General features: G+C 65.2%; 22 protein-coding genes, 1 tRNA gene and 1 pseudogene. 10 read left to right on the forward strand and 14 right to left on the reverse strand.

Annotated elements, in window-relative coordinates:
- Positions 1-94 precede the first annotated feature (94 nt).
- The 4 genes from C6W88_RS00800 (at position 95) to C6W88_RS00815 (ending at position 3,780) form a co-directional block, all read left to right on the forward strand.
- Entirely contained in the window at positions 95-1,558 is a 1,464-nt protein-coding gene (locus C6W88_RS00800; protein ID WP_108131189.1) for an aldehyde dehydrogenase family protein, read from the forward strand.
- Between the two features lie 165 nt (positions 1,559-1,723).
- Complete coding sequence (locus C6W88_RS00805; RefSeq protein ID WP_045991360.1) at positions 1,724-1,921, forward strand: hypothetical protein; 198 nt, start codon at positions 1,724-1,726, stop codon at positions 1,919-1,921.
- A 174-nt stretch (positions 1,922-2,095) separates the two neighbouring features.
- Positions 2,096-2,845 carry a carbonic anhydrase gene (locus C6W88_RS00810; protein ID WP_108131190.1) on the forward strand — a complete coding sequence of 250 codons (750 nt, stop codon included), beginning with the start codon at positions 2,096-2,098 and terminating at the stop codon, positions 2,843-2,845.
- Between the two features lie 185 nt (positions 2,846-3,030).
- Positions 3,031-3,780 carry a hypothetical protein gene (locus tag C6W88_RS00815; RefSeq protein ID WP_146164619.1) on the forward strand — a complete coding sequence of 250 codons (750 nt, stop codon included), beginning with the start codon at positions 3,031-3,033 and terminating at the stop codon, positions 3,778-3,780.
- 224 nt (positions 3,781-4,004) lie between these two features.
- Here the strand turns inward: C6W88_RS00815 and C6W88_RS00820 are convergent, their stop codons facing one another.
- Positions 4,005-4,850 (reverse strand): Tim44 domain-containing protein, encoded by an 846-nt coding sequence (locus C6W88_RS00820; RefSeq protein ID WP_045991358.1) that lies wholly within the window; start codon positions 4,848-4,850, stop codon positions 4,005-4,007.
- 138 nt (positions 4,851-4,988) lie between these two features.
- On the opposite strand from C6W88_RS00820, the gene C6W88_RS00825 reads away from it, so the two are divergent.
- Positions 4,989-5,570, forward strand: a complete 582-nt coding sequence (locus tag C6W88_RS00825; RefSeq protein WP_045991357.1) for an isochorismatase family protein — start codon at positions 4,989-4,991, stop codon at positions 5,568-5,570.
- A 125-nt stretch (positions 5,571-5,695) separates the two neighbouring features.
- Here the strand turns inward: C6W88_RS00825 and yaaA are convergent, their stop codons facing one another.
- Both yaaA and C6W88_RS00835 read right to left on the reverse strand, forming a co-directional pair.
- Positions 5,696-6,472 carry a peroxide stress protein YaaA gene (gene yaaA / locus C6W88_RS00830; protein ID WP_045991356.1) on the reverse strand — a complete coding sequence of 259 codons (777 nt, stop codon included), beginning with the start codon at positions 6,470-6,472 and terminating at the stop codon, positions 5,696-5,698.
- A 170-nt stretch (positions 6,473-6,642) separates the two neighbouring features.
- Entirely contained in the window at positions 6,643-7,674 is a 1,032-nt protein-coding gene (locus tag C6W88_RS00835; protein WP_108131192.1) for an NADP(H)-dependent aldo-keto reductase, read from the reverse strand.
- Between the two features lie 259 nt (positions 7,675-7,933).
- Between C6W88_RS00835 and C6W88_RS00840 the strand changes: the two are divergent.
- Together C6W88_RS00840 and C6W88_RS00845 are read left to right on the forward strand one after the other, a co-directional pair.
- Positions 7,934-8,389 (forward strand): annotated as a pseudogene (locus C6W88_RS00840) (tetratricopeptide repeat protein); the annotation flags it as partial.
- Positions 8,390-8,740: 351 nt separating this feature from the next.
- Positions 8,741-9,247 carry a hypothetical protein gene (locus C6W88_RS00845; protein WP_108131597.1) on the forward strand — a complete coding sequence of 169 codons (507 nt, stop codon included), beginning with the start codon at positions 8,741-8,743 and terminating at the stop codon, positions 9,245-9,247.
- Positions 9,248-9,449: 202 nt separating this feature from the next.
- Here the strand turns inward: C6W88_RS00845 and C6W88_RS00850 are convergent, their stop codons facing one another.
- From C6W88_RS00850 to C6W88_RS00880, 7 genes are all read right to left on the reverse strand, one after another.
- Entirely contained in the window at positions 9,450-10,418 is a 969-nt protein-coding gene (locus C6W88_RS00850) for an NAD(P)H-quinone oxidoreductase (RefSeq protein ID WP_108131193.1), read from the reverse strand.
- A gap of 66 nt (positions 10,419-10,484) precedes the next feature.
- Positions 10,485-11,036, reverse strand: coding sequence for an LOG family protein (locus C6W88_RS00855; protein ID WP_108131194.1), 552 nt, complete (start codon positions 11,034-11,036; stop codon positions 10,485-10,487).
- A 54-nt stretch (positions 11,037-11,090) separates the two neighbouring features.
- Positions 11,091-11,612, reverse strand: a complete 522-nt coding sequence (locus tag C6W88_RS00860) for a DUF501 domain-containing protein (RefSeq protein ID WP_108131195.1) — start codon at positions 11,610-11,612, stop codon at positions 11,091-11,093.
- A complete protein-coding gene (locus C6W88_RS00865; RefSeq protein ID WP_045991351.1) occupies positions 11,596-11,910 on the reverse strand; it encodes a hypothetical protein in 315 nt (104 codons plus the stop codon). The genes C6W88_RS00860 and C6W88_RS00865 overlap by 17 nt, the downstream gene beginning before the upstream one ends.
- A gap of 164 nt (positions 11,911-12,074) precedes the next feature.
- A complete protein-coding gene (gene ybaK / locus C6W88_RS00870; RefSeq protein WP_045991350.1) occupies positions 12,075-12,542 on the reverse strand; it encodes a Cys-tRNA(Pro) deacylase in 468 nt (155 codons plus the stop codon).
- 2 nt (positions 12,543-12,544) lie between these two features.
- The gene (locus tag C6W88_RS00875) at positions 12,545-12,949 is read right to left on the reverse strand and encodes an acyl-CoA thioesterase (RefSeq protein WP_045991349.1); all 405 of its coding nucleotides are present in this window, start codon (positions 12,947-12,949) and stop codon (positions 12,545-12,547) included.
- 144 nt (positions 12,950-13,093) lie between these two features.
- Positions 13,094-13,897, reverse strand: a complete 804-nt coding sequence (locus C6W88_RS00880) for a hypothetical protein (RefSeq protein WP_108131196.1) — start codon at positions 13,895-13,897, stop codon at positions 13,094-13,096.
- A 62-nt stretch (positions 13,898-13,959) separates the two neighbouring features.
- Here C6W88_RS00880 and C6W88_RS00885 point away from each other — a divergent pair, with 62 nt between their 5' ends.
- Positions 13,960-14,295: a hypothetical protein gene (locus tag C6W88_RS00885; protein WP_045991373.1), complete on the forward strand. Its 336-nt coding sequence runs from the start codon at positions 13,960-13,962 to the stop codon at positions 14,293-14,295.
- A gap of 16 nt (positions 14,296-14,311) precedes the next feature.
- Here C6W88_RS00885 and C6W88_RS00890 read toward each other — a convergent pair whose 3' ends face one another.
- Positions 14,312-14,746, reverse strand: a complete 435-nt coding sequence (locus C6W88_RS00890) for a hypothetical protein (protein WP_045991372.1) — start codon at positions 14,744-14,746, stop codon at positions 14,312-14,314.
- A gap of 83 nt (positions 14,747-14,829) precedes the next feature.
- On the opposite strand from C6W88_RS00890, the gene C6W88_RS00895 reads away from it, so the two are divergent.
- Positions 14,830-16,014 (forward strand): MalY/PatB family protein, encoded by a 1,185-nt coding sequence (locus C6W88_RS00895; RefSeq protein WP_108131197.1) that lies wholly within the window; start codon positions 14,830-14,832, stop codon positions 16,012-16,014.
- Positions 16,015-16,118: 104 nt separating this feature from the next.
- On the opposite strand, the gene C6W88_RS00900 is transcribed toward C6W88_RS00895, so the two are convergent.
- Together C6W88_RS00900 and C6W88_RS00905 are read right to left on the reverse strand one after the other, a co-directional pair.
- Positions 16,119-17,063 carry a thioredoxin family protein gene (locus tag C6W88_RS00900; RefSeq protein ID WP_045991346.1) on the reverse strand — a complete coding sequence of 315 codons (945 nt, stop codon included), beginning with the start codon at positions 17,061-17,063 and terminating at the stop codon, positions 16,119-16,121.
- 403 nt (positions 17,064-17,466) lie between these two features.
- Positions 17,467-17,543 (reverse strand) — tRNA-Met (locus tag C6W88_RS00905).
- Between the two features lie 369 nt (positions 17,544-17,912).
- On the opposite strand from C6W88_RS00905, the gene phbB reads away from it, so the two are divergent.
- Positions 17,913-18,659 carry an acetoacetyl-CoA reductase gene (gene phbB / locus C6W88_RS00910; protein WP_045991345.1) on the forward strand — a complete coding sequence of 249 codons (747 nt, stop codon included), beginning with the start codon at positions 17,913-17,915 and terminating at the stop codon, positions 18,657-18,659.
- A 135-nt stretch (positions 18,660-18,794) separates the two neighbouring features.
- Here phbB and C6W88_RS00915 read toward each other — a convergent pair whose 3' ends face one another.
- Positions 18,795-21,572, reverse strand: coding sequence for a DUF349 domain-containing protein (locus tag C6W88_RS00915; protein WP_108131198.1), 2,778 nt, complete (start codon positions 21,570-21,572; stop codon positions 18,795-18,797).
- Positions 21,573-21,667 lie beyond the last annotated feature (95 nt).

Raw genomic sequence — 21,667 nt, forward strand, 5'->3', positions numbered from 1 at the left:
CGTCACTCCGACGGGTCTTGCGACCCGAGTGATGGTTGACTAGCCTCGTGTGACGATAGTTGGACGAAAGCTATACGGAGCGAAAGGAGTCGTTATGTGGAGCCTCAAGGATCTTCATCTGCAGCCGATCGCCGGTGAATGGAGGGCTGGAAGTTCCGGCGAGTCGCTCAAGGTGATGGACCCCTACCACCAGAAACAACTGGTGGAGATCACCCAGGCAGATTGCTCCGACGTCGAGCATGCCTTTGATGCAGCCGACCGAGCGCAACGGCAGTGGGCGGATACCAGCGCTACCCACAGAGCGGCTGTACTGCGCCGTGTCGCCGAACTGATGGAAGAGCGCAAGGATGAACTGGTCGAGTGGCTCATCCGCGAGTCGGGCAGCACTCGCATCAAGGCCGAACTCGAGTGGAACAATGCCTGGGAGATGTCGCTCGAAGCCGCCGCCATGGCCACTCGCGTGCAAGGTACCACTGCCGCTTCGAGCGTCCCGGGCAAGGACCATAGGGTCTATCGCAAGCCGCTGGGCGTGATTGGCGTGATCAGTCCCTGGAACTTTCCCTTCCACCTGACCCAGCGCACCATCGGCCCCGCCCTTGCGCTGGGTAACGCCGTGGTGCTCAAGCCTGCCAGCGATACCCCCTTGACCGGTGGATTGCTGCTGGCACGGCTTTACGAGGAAGCGGGGCTGCCGAAGGGGCTCCTCAGTGTTCTGGTTGGTGCCGGCAGCGAGCTCGGCGACCCGCTGGTCGGACATCGGCTAGCCAAGCTTATCTCCTTCACCGGTTCCACCGAGGTGGGCCGACAGATCGCCAAGGGGGCGGTCGGCGGAGAACATATCAAGCCAGTGGCACTGGAACTCGGCGGCAACAGTCCCTTTGTGGTGCTCGATGACGCTGACATCGATCGGGCCGTACGGGCGGCGGTGGTCGGCAAGTTCATGCATCAGGGCCAGATCTGCATCGCCATCAACCGTATCATCGTCGATGCGTCGATCCACGACGCCTTTGTCGAGCGCTTCGTCGAGCGGGTCAAGGGGCTCAAGGTCGGGGACCCCTCCGACGCAGATACCGTCATCGGACCGATCATCAACGATCAACAGCTAGACGGGCTGAAGGACACCATCGACAGGGCCCGGGAGTCTGGTGCCCGGGTGGCGCTCGAGGGCTCTCTTGAAGGCCCTTGCCTGCATCCCTGGGTGTTCAGCCATGTCAGCGAGGAGATGGACCTGGCCTGCAACGAGATATTTGGTCCGATCGCCGGCATCATCAAGGCCGACGGTGAGGCCGAGGCGATACGCATCGCCAATGCCACCGAGTATGGCCTCTCCGCAGCGGTCTTCAGCGGTTGTCCGGCGCGCGGCGAACGGGTGGCACGCCAGATAGAGTCGGGAATGGTGCACGTCAATGACATGCCGGTGAACGACGAACCACACATGCCGTTCGGTGGTGAGAAGAATTCCGGGATCGGCCGCTTCAACGGCGACTGGGTGCTGAACGAGATGACAACCGTGCAATGGGTCAGCGTCCAGCACGAGCCTCGCGACTATCCCTTCTGATGGATTCCTCGGATACGGTGCGAAGCGCGTGCCGCCTGCTAGAGTCAAGTAGACTTAGGGTTGTGGATTGAACCCTCTGTGAGCGTCCCTGGACCCTGGCCAGGGTCAACCGACAGCGCTAGGGTGAAAGGGAATCACGACCAACGTCTTAGACAAGGAGATGTTATGAAAAACAGCATGATGCGTCGTTTCGGAATGGCTTTCGTGATCGCGATGATGGCGGGTGGTCTGGCCGCCTGCGAAGAGGAAGGCCCTGCCGAGCAGGCCGGCGAGGAAATGGATCAGGCGGTCGAGGATGCCGGTGAGTCCATGGAAGACATGGGCGAAGAGATGGAAGAGTCGGCCGAGGAAGCCACCAACTGATGTGACAGGCGTCACCGTCAGCGGCGCTATGCCGAGAGAGGCAGCGTGAAGGACGGGTCTGCTCACACTGACCTTGTGGGTCGGTGATGTCGCCTGTCTTCGCCGCTGAGGAGTATCAGGATAAGAGGTCTGTCCCCAGGGGCAGGCCTTTTCTGTGTGCAACGGAGTTGTTTCATGATCAAGCGGATCAAGATCGCGGCGGCACTGAGCGGCCTGCTGATGTCCCAGGCAGTGATGGCCGCCGCGCCCGAAACGTCACACTGGTCCTACACGGGAGACACGGGACCTGCCTACTGGGCTGACATCGACGACGACTTCAGTATGTGTGGCCTGGGTCGCAACCAGTCGCCCGTCGATATCGATGGCGCTATCGATGCCGAACTTCCACCGCTACAACTTGACTACGCGACCACCGGGACCAGGGTCTTCAACAATGGCCACACGGTGCAGGTAGCCTCCCCCGAGGGCAACACGCTGACGCTTGATGGGGATCTCTTCATCCTGCAGCAGATGCACTTTCACGCGCCTTCCGAGCACACGGTAGACGGACGCCGGTTCCCGCTGGAAGCGCATCTGGTGCACAGCGACAAGGACGGCAACCTGGCGGTAGTCACGGTGCTGTTCGAGGAAGGCGAGGAAAATGCAGCATTGCGCTCGCTTGCCGATAGCCTGCCAGATACCGCCGGTGAACGTGCCGACGTAACCGATACCGTGAACTTCACGCAGATGTTGCCGGCCCAGCATGACTACTATCGCCTGAACGGTTCCTTGACCACTCCACCCTGCTCCGAAGGCGTCCGCTGGGTGATCATGCAGAGCACGCAGGATATTTCATCTGATCAGGTCGAGTCGTTCTCTGCTGCGATCGGGGACGCCAATAACCGGCCGCTGCAGCCTCTGAATGCCAGAGTGCCACTCAAGTAGTTCCGTCTCTCGACAACACCTTGTCACATGGTGATAAGCATCGCTCCCGGACGTCGTCGGCGCTGCTGCGCTGGGTCCGGGCCGGCACTTGCATGGCATCATTGATGCCGTCGGTACTAGCCAAGTCGCGATTGTCACTCTAATGTAAACGGGGAAGTTACAAATTTTTCTCCTGGAGGTGCTTCATGAAGCAAGGAATGTTTCGTCGTCTGGCCCTGGCCAGCGCTGTGGCGTCCATGATGCTGGTACTGGCGGGTTGCGAGGACGACGCGGCCGAAGACGCTGGCGCTCAGGTGGACGATGCACGCGAAGCGGTGGAAGAGCAGGCGCAGGAGACCGCCGCCGAAGCGGAGCAGTTGGCCGAGGACGCCGGAGAGGCGATGAGCGAGACCGCCGACGATGCCGAGCAGGCGATGGATGAAGCCGCCGCCGAAGCGGAGCAGCAGGCCGAGGACGCCGGAGAGGCGATGAGCGAGACCGCCGACGACGCTGAGCAGGCGATGGATGAAGCCGCTGCCGATGCCGAACAGCAGGCCGAAGAGGCGGAGCAGGCGATGGATGAAACTGCTGCCGACGCTGAACAGGCGATGGATGAAGCCGCCGCCGATGCCGAGCAGCAGGCCGAGGACGCCGAGCAGGCGATGGACGAAACCGCTGCCGATGCCGAACAGCAGGCCGACGAGGCTGCCGCAGGAGCCTCCAACCTGGTCGACGACGCTCAGGAAGCGCTGGGTGATGCTGTCGATGCCGTGCAAGAGCAGGCCAACGAGGCCATGGAGGGCATGAGCAATCTGGCAGAGGACGCCCAGAATGCCCTGAGCGATATGGCCGGTGACGCCGAACAGGGGGCCGATGCGGCTGCCGAGAGCGCGGGTCAGGCGGTCGAGGAAGCCGGTGACGAGGTCGAGCAGGCGACCGACGAGGCGGCCCAGTAAGTCGAACCTTCTGGTCGGGGCTTTTGCGCCGGGCGTCGGTTCTACAGGCTCGGTTTCTTCAGGCTTGGCGCCTTCATGGCGCCTTCAGACGCACCCACCGGCCCTTGAGCCCGTCAGAAACACAAAAAGGCCGAGATCCTGGATCTCGGCCTTTTTGCGTTGCCTATCTGTGGGCTGGGTGGCCATCACTGCCCGCCGCTGAGGGCGGCAGGCAGCGACGATGATCAGCCGTTCTGCTCGATGCCCTGGATGTACCAGGGGGCATCGTCACGCATTTCGCGGATCAGGTGCCAGGTCTCGTTGAACTCGGTTTCGCTGCCGTTTTCCTTGAGCACGCCGTGGAACAGCACCCGCGCCTCGGCCTGGTTGGCGAACTCCTGAACGCCGCCGAGCTCCGCAAACAGGCGCACGATTTCGGTCTGGTTGTTGGCCGGCTCCTGGGCCCGCTGTTCGCGCAGCAGGTTGTAGAGTTCCGGCGTCACGTACTCCTGGATGCGCGGCAGGTCGTTGTTGTCCCAGGCCCGCTGAAGGGTCATGAAGTGCTCCTTGGCGCCGCCGAGGAAGCGTTCACGGTCGAACCAGGCGGGGTCTCCCTGAGGCCCTCCGGTCTGAGTGCCTGCGCTGTGGGCACCGAGACCTCCCGCGGAGCCTGGCATGTTGAACGGTGAGCTCTGGTGCTGTTCACGGTGCATGCCGGATGAACCGCCTCCCGCCGATGCGGTGGCCGTGCGCCGCCGTGCCAGCAGCTTGAACAGCAGGAAGGCCGCGCCTGCCATCAGCAGCAGGTCGACCATGCCGAGGCCATCGAAGGCGCCGCCGAAGAACAGCGCGCCGAGCAGGCTGCCGGCCAGCAGACCGCCGAGCATACCGCCCATCAGGCCGCTCTTCTTGCCGGCGGTCGGGGCGGCGTTGGGACGAGCGGTGTTCTGTGACTGGGTCGCACTGGGGCTGGCCTGGCGCGAGTAGGAACCAACACTCTTGCCGCCACCCAGGCGGCGGGCGTCGGCGCTGTCGACGGCAAGGCCGAAGCCCATCACGCCGACAAGGATCATCACGAGAAGGTGACGCATCGAAGACATCTCCGTAGTTCGGCCTGCATTGGCCAGTCTGGGCCTTTGACCCTGGTGGTCAGAGGCACGTCGCTCGTCCATTCTAGCGATAACGGGCGCCGCGGGAAGCCGTGTACAACGAAAAGTCGAGGAGACCCCATGCTGATCGAACGTAGTGACAGTCTGCTGCTGGTGGTCGACGTGCAGACGGCATTGATGCCGGTGGTGGAAAGAGGGGATCAGGCGATCACCGAGATCGGCTGGCTGGCGGCCGTGGCAGAGCGCCTGGAGGTGCCTGTGTGGGTGACCGAGCAGTATCCTCAGGGGCTCGGGGCGACCGAGCCGCGACTGAAATGTGCCCTGCCACAGAGCACCCGCTGGTTCACCAAGAGTCACTTCAACGCCTGCCGGGAGCGCGATATTGCACAGGCCTTCGAGGCGGCTGCGCCGCGTCAGGTCGTGATTGCCGGGGCCGAAGCCCATATCTGTGTGCTGCAGACGGCACTTGGCCTGCTGGAACGGGGTGTCGAGCTGTTCTGGCTGGTCGAAGGCTGCGTCAGTCGCCGCAGCGATGAAGCGAGACTTGCCGGCGAGCGCGCAAGACAGGCCGGCGCCTGGCAAGTCAGCGCCGACATGGTGGCCTACGAATGGCTGGAACGCTGTGACGACGCGACCTTTCGCGAGGTGCATCGTGAACTGCTGCGCCCCAGGGCGTCCCGGCCGCTGCGGCTGGCGCCCTGAGGATCACAGCTGGCGCGCCAGCCAAGCCAGTCAATAAAGCCACTCCTTCATGATCGCTGAAAGGTGGCACCGTGCACCGTCTGCGGCGCTCAGGCGAGACGCTACCGGCGTAGCGGCGGCGCGACTCAGGCGGGGTTGTCGCGGGTGAACACCAGGGTGCCACCCTCGGACTCGGCGGCGTTGAAGCGGTACCCGGCCACGTCGAAGTCCTTGAGCCCTTCCTTGTCGTCCAGGCGTTGCTGGATCATCCAGGCGGCCATCAGGCCCCGGGCCTTCTTGGCGTAGAAGCTGATGATCTTGTAGCGATCGTTCTTCCAGTCCTTGAACACCGGGGTGACCACTTCGGCCTTGAGCTTTCTGGCATCGATGGCCTTGAAGTACTCGTTGGAGGCCAGGTTGACCAGCACAGGTGTTCCGCTCTGTGCCACCGCCCGGTCGAGCTCCTCGGTCAGCAGCGGCTTCCAGAAGGCGTAGAGGTCCTTGCCCTTGGCGTTTTCCAGACGGGTGCCCATTTCCAGGCGATAGGGCTGGATCAGATCCAGCGGACGCAGCAGGCCATAGAGTCCCGACAGGATGCGCAGATGGTCCTGGGCGAAGCGGTTGTCGGCTTCATCGAAGGCGTCGGCCTGCAGGCCGACGTAGACGTCGCCCTGGAAGGCCTGGGCGGCGACCTTGGCGTTGTCCGGAGTGAACGGGGTCTGCCACTGACCGAAGCGCGCCGCGTTGAGTCCGGCGATCTTGTCGCTGACGCCCATCAGCTCCGAGATGCGGGCCGGGCTGTAGTCGCGCAGGATGTCGATCAGCTCGCGGGAGCGGTCGAGGTAGTCGGGCTCGCTGTGGATATCGGTGGTGGCCGGGGTCTCGAAGTCCAGCGTCTTGGCCGGAGAGATCACGCTGAGCATGGGCGTGCTCCTGATGTCAGGTAGGGAAAATTGGCAAGTGGCCGTCATTGTACCAAGCCCCGCCGCCGCTCGGGACGAGGGCGAGGCTATGGACGCCATAGTAAAGAGGGCATGCCTGCCGGCAAGGGCAGGCGTTGTTCTTTGCTTGAGGCCGAGGGGGCGAGGCCGCTTCAGGGGCTGGGGTTGGGCAGCCTGTGATGGATGGCCTCGATGCCTTCGATGACTTCGTCGGCCAGCACCAGGGACTCCGAGGCGAGGTTGCTCTCGAGCTGCTCCATGGTGGTCGCGCCGATGATGTTGCTGGTCAGGAAGGAGCGCGAGTTGACGTAGGCCAGCGCCATCTGGGCCGGGTCCAGGGCGTGCTCGCGGGCCAGTTCGACGTAGGCCCGGGTAGCATCGATCGCTTGATCGGAGCTGTAGCGGCTGAAGCGGTCCCACAGGGTCAGGCGGGCGCCAGGCGGACGGGCGCCGTCCAGATACTTGCCCGACAGCACACCGAAGGCCAGCGGCGAGTAGGCCAGCAGTCCCACCTGTTCGCGGTGAGCGATCTCTGCCAGCCCCACCTCGAAGGTCCGGTTGAGCAGGTTGTAGGGGTTCTGTATCGAGGCGACCCGCGGCAGGCCCAGGGACTCGGCCAGTTGCAGGCAGCGCATCACGCCCCAGGGTGTCTCGTTGGACAGACCCACGGCGCGTACCTTGCCGGCATCGACCAGTTCCTTGAGGGCCGACAGTGTCTCTTCCAGATCGGTGGCCTGCTCGTCCTCGTCGTGGGTATAGCCCAGGCGACCGAAGAAGTTGGTCGAACGGTCCGGCCAGTGCAGCTGGTAGAGATCGACGTAGTCGGTGTTCAGGCGTGCAAGGCTTGCGTCGATGGCCTCATGAAGATGGGCGCGAGTCAGGCGAGGTCCGCCGCGGATGTGCTTGATACCGGGGCCGGCAGCCTTGGTGGCGATGACCACGTCGTCGCGGCTTTGGCGGCCCTTGAGCCAGGAGCCTACATAGCTCTCGGTCAGTCCCTGGGTTTCGGCCTTGGGTGGCACCGGGTACATCTCGGCGGCGTCGATGAAGTTGACGCCGAAGGCCACCGCGCGGTCGAGCTGGGCATGGGCCTCGGCCTCGGTGTTCTGCTCGCCGAAGGTCATGGTTCCAAGGCACAGGCGACTGACGTCGATGCCGGTGTTGCCAAGGGGACGGATCTGCATGGGGACTCCTTGTGGTAGGCCTTTGTCAGGGGGGGCGCAGCGCCGCCGCCGGACCGTTTTTGCTGCAAAGCATCGAGATGGTACCTTTGGCCGATAGGGGTCGCCAAATCCCGGGGGTTGAGTCCGTATCGGGCCAGGCGTATGCTTGCCACCCCGTTGCCGCGGAGGAGTCCGTGGCACCGTCGATTCAACAGGAGATCGCCCGCGACACAGGAGGTGTCCGGTCCGACTTCCATCCTTTGGACTCAAGGTTGTTGCCATGCAGCAGGCATCGTCACTGAAGACGCGGCTCGAGTACCGTCTGGCCCAGCAGTTGTTTCACACTCGCTGGTTGCCCCGCTCGCCGCGAACCCAGAGGCTGACCATGCGTCTGTTTCAACGCTGTGCGGACGCCGGGCACCCGGCGGCACTGTCGTTGTACGGGCACATGCTGTTTCACCGGTCACGGGCACCCCAGGACAAGGCACGCGGCGCTCGCTACGTGCTGCAGGCCGCCCATGGCGGGGACGTCAGGGCGCAGTACCAGGCAGGCCAGATCCACGAACATGGCTGCGCGCTGTACCCGGCGCGCCACGACCACGCCGTGACCTGGTACGCCCGGGCCGGGGAAGCAGGTCATGCGTTGGCGGCGGCGCGCCTGGAGCGCGCCTACCGGGATGGTGAGCTGTCGCTACCGGTGGATCCAGAGCGTGCCGCCTACTGGGCGGTGCTGGCTTCTGCAGGGCAGGCCTCGTCAGGACAGCCCTCGTCAGGGCAGGCCTCGTCAGGGCAAACCTTGGCACGGCAGGCCTCGCCAGGTTCGGCCAATAGCGCCCTGGCCAATGGACAGCCTGTTCCGGGGCAGTCCGCCAGGCAAGACGGTGTCACGCTGGACAAAGCGGAAGCCCAACAGCGACACTAGAGGTATCAGGCGCGGCGGTTGGGTCGCGCACGGGTCCCGGTGAGGCCGAGACGAGCGGCGGTTCAGGATTCCCTGGCCGCCGCTGGTAGTTTGGGCCTCGGGTACGGTTTTCGTTGTCGGGTGACGTCGGGGAGGCGTTTTGGCCGACTGTCACGACGAGGTTTGCTGCCTGTGGTGTTACCGACTCTGCTGGATATCGAAGCCTCTGGATTCGGGCGCGGCAGCTACCCGATCGAGATCGGCCTGGCGCGGCCGGACGGCAGCTGCTGCGCCTTTCTGATTCAGCCCCTCGAGGAATGGACCCACTGGGATCCCAAGGCCGAGCTGCTGCACGGGATATCCCGGGCCCGGCTCGAGCGCGAGGGCTATCCGGTACGTCACGTCGCCCGTTGGCTTAACGATGAGCTGCACGATATCGGCATCGCCTACAGCGATAGCTGGGGGTACGACAACACCTGGATGTCGCTGCTGTTCCACCACGCAGGCATGATTCCCGCCTTCCGCCTGGAAGCGCTGCGGCGGTTGCTCGACGAAACCCAGATGGCGATGTGGAGCGACATCAAGGAGTCGGTGATCGAGGAGCGGGGCATCCAGCGCCATCGCGCCGGCGAGGACGCCCGGCTGCTGCAGTTGACCTTCGCCCGCACCCAGGAGCTCAGCGCGCGCCGCTGACGCTCACTGTTTATCACTCTCGCTGACGCTCACTCTTTCTCGCGTTCTTTGTCGCACTCTTTGCTTCGCCATGGCGCCGCTCTATGTGGCGCCGCTCTCTATGGAGCTGTTGGGAGCCTGCCTACCTGAACAGTTACCCACAGCCGGTCCGGCTGACCGTCTGTGGATAACGTATGCGGGTGTGAACCTTCAGGGAGCGAGATCAATCGGCGGCGACACGCAGCAGCAGCTTGCCGGTGTTGGCATTGTCGGCGAGGTGCTGGTGGGCGGCCTCGACCTCCTCGATGGGCCAGTCGGCGTCGATCAGCGGAGCGAGTTCGCCGCGCTCGAGCCTTGGCCATACGTGGCGAGCGAGTTCACCCAGAATCCTGCCCTTGTCTTCCGGTGACCTGGCCCGCAGGGTCGAGCCGATCAGGCGCTGGCGCTTCATCAGCAGGCGGCCGATATCGAGCTCGGCGTGGCGTCCGCCCATCAGCCCGATCACCACCATTCGTCCATCGGCGGCCAGCACCCGTTGATTGTCGGCCAGATAGCTGGCCCCCACCGGGTCGAGGATCAGGTTGACCTCGCCGAATGCCTTGACCGCCTCGACGAAACTGCCCTGGTGGCGGTTCCAGCCCGCCCTGGCACCCAGCGACAGGCAGCGCTTGAGCTTTTCATCGCTGCCCACGGTGACAAAGCAGGGGTGACCGAACTCGCGGCACAGCTGGATCGCGGCGGTACCGACGCCGCTGGCGGCGGCGTGCAGCAGCACCTGTTCGCCTTCGGCGAGTTGGCCTTCGATGAACAGGTTCAGCCAGGCGGTGGCGTAGACCTCCGGCAGGGCGGCGGCCTCGCGCAGGCCAAGGCCATCGGGCACCGGCAGCACCTGGCGTTCGTCCACGCAGACCTTCTCGGCGTAGCCGCCACCGGCGAGCAGCGCGCACACTTGCTGCCCAACCTGGAGCTTTTCGACCTCGGGGCCGAGCGCCACCACGCTACCGCTGACTTCCAGTCCCAGCACCTCGGAGGCGCCTGGGGGCGGCGGGTACTGACCGGCGCGCTGCATCAGGTCGGCGCGATTGACGCCGGCCCAGGCCACCTCGATATGCACTTCTCTGGCCTGGGGGGCGGGGAGATCGTCGGTGGACCGCCAGATCAGGCGGTCGCCGTCTTGCTGCATGGCGTACATCGGACATCCTCCATGATGAAATGAGAGGTCGACGAGGCGGCTGAGAAGCCGCCTGGACGCAGGAGCCTAGCGCTTGTCCAGGCGGGCCTCGAGCGCCTCCAGCAGAGCGTCGGGGTTGGCTGCACTGATCAGGGTATCGAGCGTGGCGGTGTCGAGAAAGCCCTGCTCCACCCCAGCGTGGAGGAACGTAAGCAAGGGGCGATAGAAGGCGCAGGTGTCGAGAATGCCGATGGGCTTGGCGTGCAGCCCCAAGTAGCGCCAGGTCCAGGTCTCGAAGAATTCCTCCAGGGTGCCGATCCCGCCCGGCAGCATCACGAAGGCGTCGGCGTTGGCCGCCATCTGGGCCTTGCGCTCGTGCATGTCGCCGACACGAACCAGTTCGGTCAGGCCATCGTGGGCCAGCTCCCGGTCCACCAGGTGGTGGGGCATGACCCCGATGACCTGGCCTCCGGCCTCCAGGGTGGCATCGGCCAGCGCGCCCATCAGGCCGACACTGGCGCCACCGTAGACCAGGCCATGGCCGCGTTCGGCCAGGCGCCGGCCGAAGGCGCGGGTATCCTCGAGAAAGCGGGGATCTTCGCCCTGGCGTGAACCAAGATAGACACAGATCTGGGCCATGGAACGTTCTTCCTGTCGCGGCGTGAAGGGGGAGAGCGCTTGTCTGCGAGCAGCTCAGGGCAATAGATCGATGATGCCGTAGTGCTCGTCGACCCACTGGCCGATCACATTGTTGCCGCACAGGTGATGGGCGTACTGGGTGTGCAGGCAGCGCACCTGATCGTGGTTGGCGATGCCGCCGATGCCGCGTTCACGCAGCACCTTGTCATAGCCCAGACGCTCGACCTCGGCACGCTGCCCGGCGCTCATGTGCGCCCAGCGGGTCGCGATGTAGTCCTGGTGGCTTGCATGGTAGGCCGCACGGAAGTCGTCATCCTCCTTCAGCCGGGCTTCCAGCGACTTGATCACGCCGGCGGCCTCGATCCGTGACAGCTCCACCTTGAGCAGCTCGGAACTCAGCCAGAACAGGGTGGGAAACGGCTTGCCGTCGACGATCGGGGCCATGCGCAGCACCAGCGGAGTGCCTTCGCCGTCGGTGGCGGCAAGGGCCTCGATGCCGCGGGGCTCGCGACCGAGCTGCTCGGCGATGATCGCCGTCTGGGCGGCATCGGGGGGCGTGTCAGGACGGATCACCATCGGGGTTGTCTCTTACGAATTTGGTGGAGCGCCCCACCGCGCGAAAGAAGGCACGATTGAGCTGTTCCGGGGTGGGGACGTAGGCCTGCTCGCGCTCGATGAACTCGGCGCCGCGTGCGATCAGCACGTCGTAGAGGCGATTGAACGGGGCATCATAATCGTAGGGATCGGCGCCGAACAAGCGAATGTGCGGATAGTCGGCGAAGCGCTCGAGGAAGAAGGCTTCCAGGCTGGCCTCGGCGGCGCGATGGCGGACCTTGTCGTCCGGGTCCAGCCACAGGGTGTAGCGGATCGCCATGGGCACCTCTGGTGTCGATATGGCTCCACCCTAGCATTTTTGCCATTTTGACGCTTGTTCGGCCGGTCTTTTTACCGCGAACGGGGCAGTCTCGAAGGGCTAGCTCGAAAGGCTGTCTCGAAGCGCTATCTTGAAACGCTATCTCGAAGCGCTATTTCGAAGGACTATCTCGCCAGCGCCACCACCTGGGCATCGGTCAGCGCGATCAGGTCGTCCGGGGCCAGGGTGATTTCCAGGCCGCGGCGTCCGCCGCTGACGTGGATCTGGCTGTGGTCGTGACAGCTGTCATCGATAAAGGTGGCCAGACGCTTCTTCTGACCCAGCGGGCTGATGCCGCCGACCACATAGCCGGTGGCTCGTTCGGCCGCTTCGGCCTCGGCCATGGCGGCCTTGCGACCCTTGGCCGCCTTGGCCAGGGTCTTGAGGTCGAGCTTGCGCGATACCGGCACGATGGCCACCACCAGGCGCTGGCCATCGATGCTTGCCAGCAGGGTCTTGAACACCGCCGCGGGGTCCAGCCCCAGCGCCTCGGCCGCCTCCTCGCCGTAGGCCGGCGAGCGCGGGTCATGCTCGTAGCTGAGGGTGGAAAATGGTCTGCCGGCCTTTTCCAGCGTCTTGACGGCAGGGGTCATGGTCAGGCGATCTCCGGTTCGTGAAGGTGCTCCATCAGGGCTTCGCGCAGCTCGCCTTCAATCGGCACCGCCTTCTTGGTCTGGTGGTCGAAGTGCACCAGCACGGTGTGGCCGAGATTGGTCAGCTCGCCCTTCTGGTGGGCTTCCTGGGTCACGGTGAAGGAGCTGTTGCCCAGGCGTGACAGGTAAGTGCGAACCTCGATGTCATGGCCATAGTGGAGTTCGGCGCGATAGTCGATCTCCATGCGTGCCATGATCAACCGCCACTTGGCCGGGTCCAGGTCCGGGGTGAACAGGCGGAAGAGGTCATTGCGTGCCAGCTCGAACCAGGCCGGCAGGCGGGTATTGTTGACGTGACCGAGGGCGTCGGTGTCGTAGAAGGCGGGCTCGATGGTGCGGGTCAGCATAGGGCGTTCTCGTTTGTTGTGGTGGCGATGTGGTGATGTCAGGGTTTCAGGATTATCCCAAGCAAGCGCTAGGTCAAGATGCGGGCGTCGGCGCGCCCGTCTTGGCTCAACGCTTGGCTCAGCCTTTAGCTCAGCCCTTGTCTCTCAACTTCGGCGGCCTGCCCACCACTGCTGCACGCGCATCCACGACAACAGCCACAGGGTGGCGGCGGCGAAGCCCAGCAGGGTGCCTGGCCACAGGCCGAGGCTTGCGTAGGTCAGTGACACCACCAGGGCGTAGCACAGAAGCGAGCCCAGGCCCGCAGGATAGTGCTTGATGACCGTGGCCACTGGCGCTGCCCCCTGGGTCAGGTGGAGGATCACCAGGAACGGGTACATGGTCACCGGGAACGCCGCCATGACCCCGGCCCAGGCGCTCGGCACCACATGGGCGAGGCCGGTGATCAGGAAGATGATGCCCGCGGCGAGCCCTGCCCGCAGCGCCAGCGCCGGCCAGGAGAAACCGCCCTTGGGGGTGGCCTTGACGTCGGGGACCCGGCGATACAGCCAGGTGAAGACGATGATGGCGGCCAGGGTGGTGAGGGTGCCTCCGAGGCGGCTGAAATCGACCTGGGTCAGCAGGCTGCTGGCGGCGAGCCAGGCGGCAAGGCCACCCGCGGTTCCCTGGGCCACGCCCTTGAGCCCGTCACCGCGTGCGGCCAGCAGGTAGCCGCCGCCCAGCGCCAGGGTCGCGGTGAAGCCGGCCAGGGTGTGTACGGCGCTGTCGCTGGCGAACTGGGGCGACAGCTCCAGGCCAATGAAGAACAGTGCGATGGCGGTGCCCAACGGGTAGCCGGAGAGCAGGCCGGCGACCCGGGGGCTGACCCGCTCGGCGATGACCGACAGGCCGAGCACGACGCCGACGGAGATAAGCAGTTTGGCCAGTTGCCAATGAAGGGGGACGTCCATGAGGGGAGGGGGTTCCTTGGGTTATCGTATGTATCTGGTGACCAGGTTCAAGCGAGATGACCATGACCGAGCTGTCGCCGCCCCCGAGGCCGGAGCGCTGCGAGCTGTGCGCGCGAGGGGCGCCCCTGACCAAGCATCATCTGATACCGCGTTCGCTGCACGGCAAGGCGCGCTATCGCAAGCGCCACGATCGCGTCGAGCGCCTGACGGCGATCCTGTGGGTGTGCCATGGCTGCCACCGCCATCTTCACGCGCTGCTGAGCGAGCGTGAGCTGGCCGACCATTATCGCAGCCGCGAGGCGCTGCTGGCACATCCGGAGATTCGTTCCTTCGTCGAATGGCTGTCGACCAAGCCGGATGGGTTTCGGCCGAAGCGGCCGACCCGGCGAAGAGGCTAGGGCTTCAGTGCGGTGCCTAGACCAGCCTGAGCCCCTGGCGATCGACCCAGGCGGCGGTCACCGCGGCCGCCAGCGGTTGGCGAAGGTGTTCCGGCAGGGCATCGACGGCGGCGTCGCGGCTGTCGAAGGCGCGATTGCGCAGCCAGCAGTAGGCCCAGGCGCAGGCCTCGGGCTCATCGCCGGGTGTCGGCCGCGCAGGCATCTGGACCAGCAGGAACAGCGCGGTACGCACCGCCCAGTGGGGTGGGATCTCGTCGTTGTCGGCGGCGGCCCAGCGCTCCAGTGTGGCGCCGTCCGGGGTCTCTCCCGGGTCGCCGAGGCCGGCGACCCGGGCGGTTTCTGCCAGGATCAGCGCCAGGCGATCGGGGTCGCCGCGTCCAAGCGCCAGCCACTGGCCGATCAGGGCAGGCATTCCTCGGCATACCTTGGCGAAGAATCCGTGATGCGGCATGGTGCTTGTCATGGGGGAAGCGTCCTTCAAGTGCTTGGCCAGGGTATCCTGGCAACCGACCAGCCATCGTCAGGGAGATGACCATGAAACCCGATTTTGCCACGCCGATCGATCGACGACAGCCCCGCGGTGATGATCGTTCGCCACATTGGCCGTCACAGAAGTGGCACCGCCACGGTGATGACGTCCTGCCGCTGTGGGTCGCGGACATGGACTTCCGCTCGCCCGAGGCGGTGGTCGAGGCGCTGTCGGCGCGCATCGATCATGGCGTCTTTGGCTACGGTCTGGTGGCGGAAAGTCTGGAACAGACGCTGATCGACTGGAGTGCCAGCCACTATGGCTGGGACATCGAGGCCCGCTGGCAGCACTGGCTGCCGGGGGTGGTTCCGGCGTTGCACCTGGCGAGCCTGGCCTTTACCGAGCCTGGCGATGGGGTGCTGACGGTGACGCCAATCTATCCGCCGTTCTTGCAGGTGGCCAGGCGCACCGGGCGCCTGCCCCAGCAGGCAGCCATGCGCCCGCCCCAGGCGCCGGGCGAGCCCTGGACGCTGGACCTCGAGGCGCTGGAGGCGGCGATCACCGAGCGGACCCGGCTGCTGTTGTGGTGCCAGCCCCACAACCCCACCGGACGAGCCTGGCGCCGCGAAGAGCTCGAAGGACTGGCCGAACTGGTCGAGCGTCATCGGTTGATCGTGGTCTCAGACGAGCTGCACTGCGACCTGCTGCTCGACGAAGGAGCGCGCCACCAGCCCCTGGCCGCCGCCTTCCCGGCGCTGGCTGATCGCATCATCACCCTGTGGGCGCCCTCCAAGACGTTCAATCTGGCTGGGCTGACCGCCGCCTGCGCGATTTGCCCCGACGCCGGCCTGAGAAAGCGCTTTCGTGATACCGCCAAGGGATTGATGCCGGACGCCAATGTGCTCGGGCTGGTGGCGGCAGAGGCCGCCTATCGCCACGGCGAGCCCTGGCGCCAGGAGTTGTTGACGGTACTGCGTGGCCACCGCCAGACGCTGGTCGAGCGTGTCGCTGGCTGGCCCGGCGTGGGCTTCAGCGCCCCCGAGTCGACCTATCTGGCCTGGCTCGATCTGCGCCAGTCGACCCTGGGGGCCGAAAAATCGCCTGCCTCGGCATTGCTCGAGCGAGCCGGGGTCGCGCTGTCGGATGGCGCCGACTTCGGCTGGCCGGGCTTTGCGCGGCTCAATTTCGGCACCACGGCCATCCAGCTTGACGAGGCGCTGGCGCGCCTGGACCAGGTGTTGGGCGGCTGAGTGGCGCTGGCGTAATATCCTCAACAACGAAAACGGGGCCCTCGAAGGGGCCCCGTTTTCATGCTCAGGCGATGAGCGGCAAGGCGCTCGACGTCTCGATCCACTCAGTAGAGCAGGGCGAACAGCTTGCGGCGGTAGCTCACCGTCAGCGGATGATCGGCGCCGAGTGCGTCGAACACCCGCAGCAGGGTCTTGCGCGCCAGGTCGTCACCGTAGGCACGGTCGCGCTTCATCACTGCCAGCAATCCTTCCAGGCCGGGTTCATAGTCACCGTCGGCCACCTGGCGCAGCGCCCTCAGATAGTTGGCCTCGCTGTCGTCACGCCCCTCCAGGGCGGCCAGGGTCTCGGCGTCGGGCGCTTCTTCGCCGAACTCGATGCTGGCACGAACGCCGCGGGCCTCGGGACCGTCGCGGTCTTCCGGAGGTAGCGCGTCAAGCAGGGCGCGCGCTTCATCATTGCGACCTTCCGCCACCAGCACTCGGGCCATCTGGATCTGGTAGGCCAGGTGGTCGGGGTACTGCTGTGTCAGCTGCTGCAGGATCTCCAGCGCGGTGGCGGTGTCGCCCGCCGCCAGGGCCTGCTCGGCCTGTTCTTCGGGGCTTGCCGGAGCATCTTCCGGGGCCGGGAAGTAGCGGCCCAGCCACTCGCGAATTTCCTTTTCCGGCAAGGCGCCCTGGAAGTGGTCCACCAGACCGCCCTGGCTGATCAACTTGACGTCGGGTACCGAGCGTACGCCGAGCTGGCCGGCGATGTCCTGGTTGTCGTCGATGTTGAGCTTGGCCAGCAGGAAGGTGCCGGCGTACTCGCGGGTCAGCTTTTCCAGCACCGGCATCAGGTTCTTGCAGGGCTCGCACCAAGGGGCCCAGCAGTCCAGCAGCACCGGGATGCGCATGGACAGCTCCAGCACCTGCTGAATGTTGCTGCGGTCGACGTCGAAGATCAGGTCGCTGTCGGCCGGCCCCTGGGACGCCGCGGCGGCACCCTGGGCGGGTTCGCTGCTCGGATCGCTGCTCAGAGGTTCGCCTGTACGAGGGTCGACGATGGGCATGGGACACAACCTTGTCAAAAGTGAATTGCCCTAAAGATGCGGGCGACGGCCACCGACTTCAAGGCGCCTGCCGATACGCCGGAGCATGCCTGGAATCGATGACTGGCCAGCGGTGTGCCCAAGACGCGGTAAAGGGCTGCGGCGACGGTCGATTCTTGACCGACTCGGGTTGATCGAGGTCAGCTCTTCGACGAAAGAAGGAGGGGTGGATGGCTAATCCGGGGACACGGAAGCGCCAAAAAATATCGAATTGGCACAGAAAAATTAAGATTTAATCAGGGGGCGGGCTTCGTAGTACAGCGATGCCGCAACGGCGTCTGGTGGCGAAGCGCTGGCCTCGGCCAGCACCGGACAGCCAACAAAAAAACGAGGCAGTCCCGAAGGACTGCCTCGTTTTCGTATTTGGTAGCGGGGACCGGATTTGAACCGATGACCTTCGGGTTATGAGCCCGACGAGCTACCAGACTGCTCCACCCCGCATCAACGAGGACGTAGTATACGGATAATTCTGGCTGCGTCAACCCTGTGCGATTTCGGGTGTGATGGGTCGTGCCGTTCGGGCGCTGTGGTCCATACTGGAGGGGCTGTCATGCAAATGTCAGTGCTAGACGCTAGCCTGGTGGATAGTCGTTGTGGACGTTGATTCGACGCAGTACCACGACGAAGGCCTGCCGAGGTAGGCAGGTGGGGCTGGGCGTCGCAGTGGCAGGAGGCCACCCGCGATCGCTCTGGGCCCGAGGTTCCTGGTTGCGCGAATGCGCAGCACCAGAGCATCCACTGCTATACATGCTTGCAACAACAAGTGCCGTCGCCAAGCGGCGGCGTGAAGGACAATCAGGGAGGTCGTCTATGACTCAGCAAAAGCCCGTCGCGTGGGTCACCGGTGGTACTGGTGGTATCGGAAGCTCAATCTGTCGCGAACTGGCGGATGCCGGCTATCAGGTAGTGGCCGGTTACAACAATCCTGACAAGGCCAAGACCTGGCTGGAGACCCAGAAGTCGGATGGCTATGACAATATCGACATCGCCGGCATCGATCTGACCGATTTCGAGGCCTGCCAGAATGGCGTCAAGGCGATCGAGGACCAGCATGGGCCGATCGCAGTGCTGGTCAACTGTGCCGGTATCACCAAGGATGGCACCTTGAAGAAGATGTCGGCGGACCAGTGGAACGTGGTCATCGACACCAACCTCAACAGCGTCTTCAATACCTGCCGCAGCGTGATCGAGAGCATGCTGGAGCAGGGCTACGGACGGATCATCAACATTTCGTCCATCAACGGCCGCAAGGGGCAGTTCGGCCAGGTGAACTATTCCGCCGCCAAGGCCGGCATGCACGGTCTGACCATGGCGCTGGCGCAGGAAACTGCGACCAAGGGCATCACCGTCAACACCATCTCGCCTGGCTATATCGCCACCGACATGATCATGAAGATTCCGGAGAAGGTGCGCGAGGCCATTCGCGAGACCATCCCGATGAAGCGGTACGGCACGCCGGAAGAGATCGGCCGCCTGGTCAATTTCCTGGCCAGCAAGGACAACGGTTTTATCACCGGTGCCAATATCGACATCAATGGCGGTCAGTTCATGGGCTGACAGACGTCGCGCCGGGCTCACGAGGCTCGGCGATGTACATTTCGCCAGAAACCACGATGCGAGGCCAAAAGGCCTCGCATCGTGGTTTTCAGGGGTTGAAAGAGGGGGGGGGAGGCACGGCAAGCCGTGCATCGCTCAGGGTGGTGGCAGTTGACTCAGCCCATCCAGCAGGGCGTCGAGCTCCTGTACCTCGCGCTCCCACTGCTGGCGCGACACTGGACCGGTGGCCAGCAGCCCGCACAGTACCGAGATCAGCTCGTCTTCCCGGCTCGGCGCCTGGCCAAGGCTATCGTTGAGGCGGTCGACCTGGATCGCCAGGCGCAGTGGCTCGTCCTGGTGGCCGATCGGATGGCCCGCCAGGAGCGCCAGGTGCACCCGCAGTCGTGCCAGACGCTCGGCGACTTCCTCCGCTGGAGCAGGATCGCGTCGTGCGGCGTTGCGCTGTGCGTGGGCCTGTTTCAGCGCCGGCGGCAACGATAACGCGGCAGGAATCTCCACATCACTGCAGAGGCGACCGGCGAGGCAGTCATCGTCGGCCTCAAGGTGCTCGAGAATCAGGGGTTTGACCTCGCGCCAACGACCGACGACTTCTGCCACGGAGAGCCGTTCCAGGCGCTCGCGCCGAGCCCGTACGATGCCGGTCCAGCGCTTGCGCATGCCTTCGGTGCGCCGGCCCGAGGGCAGCGGTTCCAGCGCGCTGGCCTCATCCACCGCCTTGTCCAGCCAGTCGGCCTCGCTGCTTGCCGCGGGTTGCCAGGCATCGATGCGGTCGATCAGGGCCTGCATCTGTTCCAGCCGCTCGCGAGCACGCTGGGCACGATCATCGCGCTCGGCGTCACGCTGGGCGAAGATCTGGTCGCATAGTTGGCGGAATTCTCGCCACAGGGTCTGCTCCTCGCCCTTGGGCGCGCGCCCCAGTTCGCGCCAGCGCTGTTGCAGTGCCTTGGCCTGGTCGGCTCGCTGGCGTGCCGGCAGTCGTGCATCGACCAGCGCTCGGGCCTGGTCGATCACCTCACGCTTGGCGTCGGCGATCTCGTTGGCGCGGCGATCGATCAGCGCCTGCAACTGGTGCCGGATGCGGCCGAAGCGTCGTCCGATGGCCTCAGCGTGATCGCGCGGGACAGGGGCGGTGCGGCGCCACTGTTCCCTGGCCTGGTCGCGGATCTCGCGCAGCGCGTCGGGGTCGGCCTGGGCGGCGGGCTGCTCCAGAAGGGCCTCGATCTGCTCGCACAGCGCTTCGCGTTCTGCCAGGTTGGCCTCGCGCAGGCGCTGTTGTTGTTCACGCCAGGCCTTGAGCGACTCGCGAATACGTTCGGAGGTTGCCCGAAAGCGCTCGGACTGCTCGCGGTTGGCCGCGGCGTCGCCCAGTGCCTTCCACTCCTTGACCAGCTGGCGATGGCGGCGGTCACGGTCACGGTCGGTGAGGGTGGCGTCCTGCTCCAGGGCCTCGATGGCCTGGCACAGTTGCTCGCGCTTGGGACCGGCGACGAAGCCGCGCCAGTCACGCAGTTCGGCGAGTCGTGCGCCGAGGCGCTTGAGTCGAGACTGCTGGGCACCGGCCGAGGACGGCAGCTGATCGGCGAGGTGGCGAAGCCGCTGGTGCAGGCGGCTTGCTCCCTTGAAGGTACCCTCGTCGAGCAGCGCCTCGAGACGATCCAGTTCCTCATCGAAGCGTGTGAGCTGGGACTCCGACGGTTCGTCTCCGGAAAGATCCTTCTCCAGGCGAAGATGGTGTCGGGCACGTTCGAGCCTCGGGTCTGGCGGCAGACCTTCGGGCCACTTGCAGTCGCTCACCAGCTGCTTGAGCGCAGCCTCGTCGCCGGCCCTGATGGCTTCCTCCAGCGGCAGGGCGCGCTCGACCAGGCGCTGGTGGGCCTGGTTGATGGCGTCGTAGTTCTTCAAGGCCTTGTCGTAGCGCTGGCGCAGGCCGTCGTCGGCCAGGTGGATCTCGGACAGTGCCTGCCAGCGGTTGGCCATCAACTGCTTCTGAGCGCGCAGGCTGGCCAGGTCCTGTTCACCGACATATTCGCCCTGGTAGAGCGCGGCCAGGCTTTCTTCCAGCGCCATGACCAGTGCCTCTCGGTCCTGGTCGGCCTGCTCGCGGCGCTGTCGGTCGGCACGCAGGGCGTGTTCCTGGGCCTCGTGATCGTGAATCACCTTGCGACAGCGCAGGCTGGCCTCCTGGTAGCGCTGCTCCTGCCCGGCGTCGGGCAGATCCGCCAGTCGAGACCACTCGCGCTCCAGATGGCGGAAGCGCCCAGCGTAGAGGGGCTCCCAGGTGGCGCGGGCGTGCTGCTCGAGACTGGCCAGCAGTTGCTCGCGTCGTTCCCGAGCCTGTTCCACGGCGTCGGCGTCGGCGCGCAGTCGACCCAGGCGTTCCTTGGCGTCGCGCACCACGTGGCGATCCCGGCGGGCCGCCTGGGCCAGCTGCTTGAGACCTTCCTCGGAGGTGACCCGCTCGGCGGCGGCGTGACGTACGGCGGCGATGCCGTTGTCGCAGGCCTGGCGAATCAGGGCGGCCTCGTCATCGAGCCTGGCCAGGGCGGCGAGTCGCAGCTGCTGGTTATCGCCCTGGAGGGCGATCTCCTCGAGCATCGCCGCGTCGTCCAGGGACTCGACGATCTGCTGGCGGCGGCCAAGTTCGATGCCGCCCTGGCGACCGATCAGCAGCGCGATGAGCTGACGATCCAGCTCGCGTGATCCTTTACCCTCAACGCGCAGCTCCTGCAGTCGCTGTGGGTCGTCCAGGCGTCTCGCCGCGGCGAGACGGACGTCGGGCTCGGTGTCCTGGACCAGGGTCTCGAGGGCCTCGCGTTGGCTCTGGGGGTCGAGCCGTTCGGCGGCGTCGCGTCGGACCTGTGGATCGGGATGTCGCCAGCGTGGCGAGAAAAGGCGGCGGAGGAGTCCGGGCATGGGGCTTCCTGCAAAGAAATAAAGAAAGGTGGCGAAACGGCTTCACCATCTTGTTATTGCGCCAGGCAAAGCCGGGCGTCGAGATAGAAAGTTTA

It is taken from the genome of Halomonas litopenaei (genome assembly GCF_003045775.1).
Lineage (GTDB): Bacteria > Pseudomonadota > Gammaproteobacteria > Pseudomonadales > Halomonadaceae > Halomonas > Halomonas litopenaei.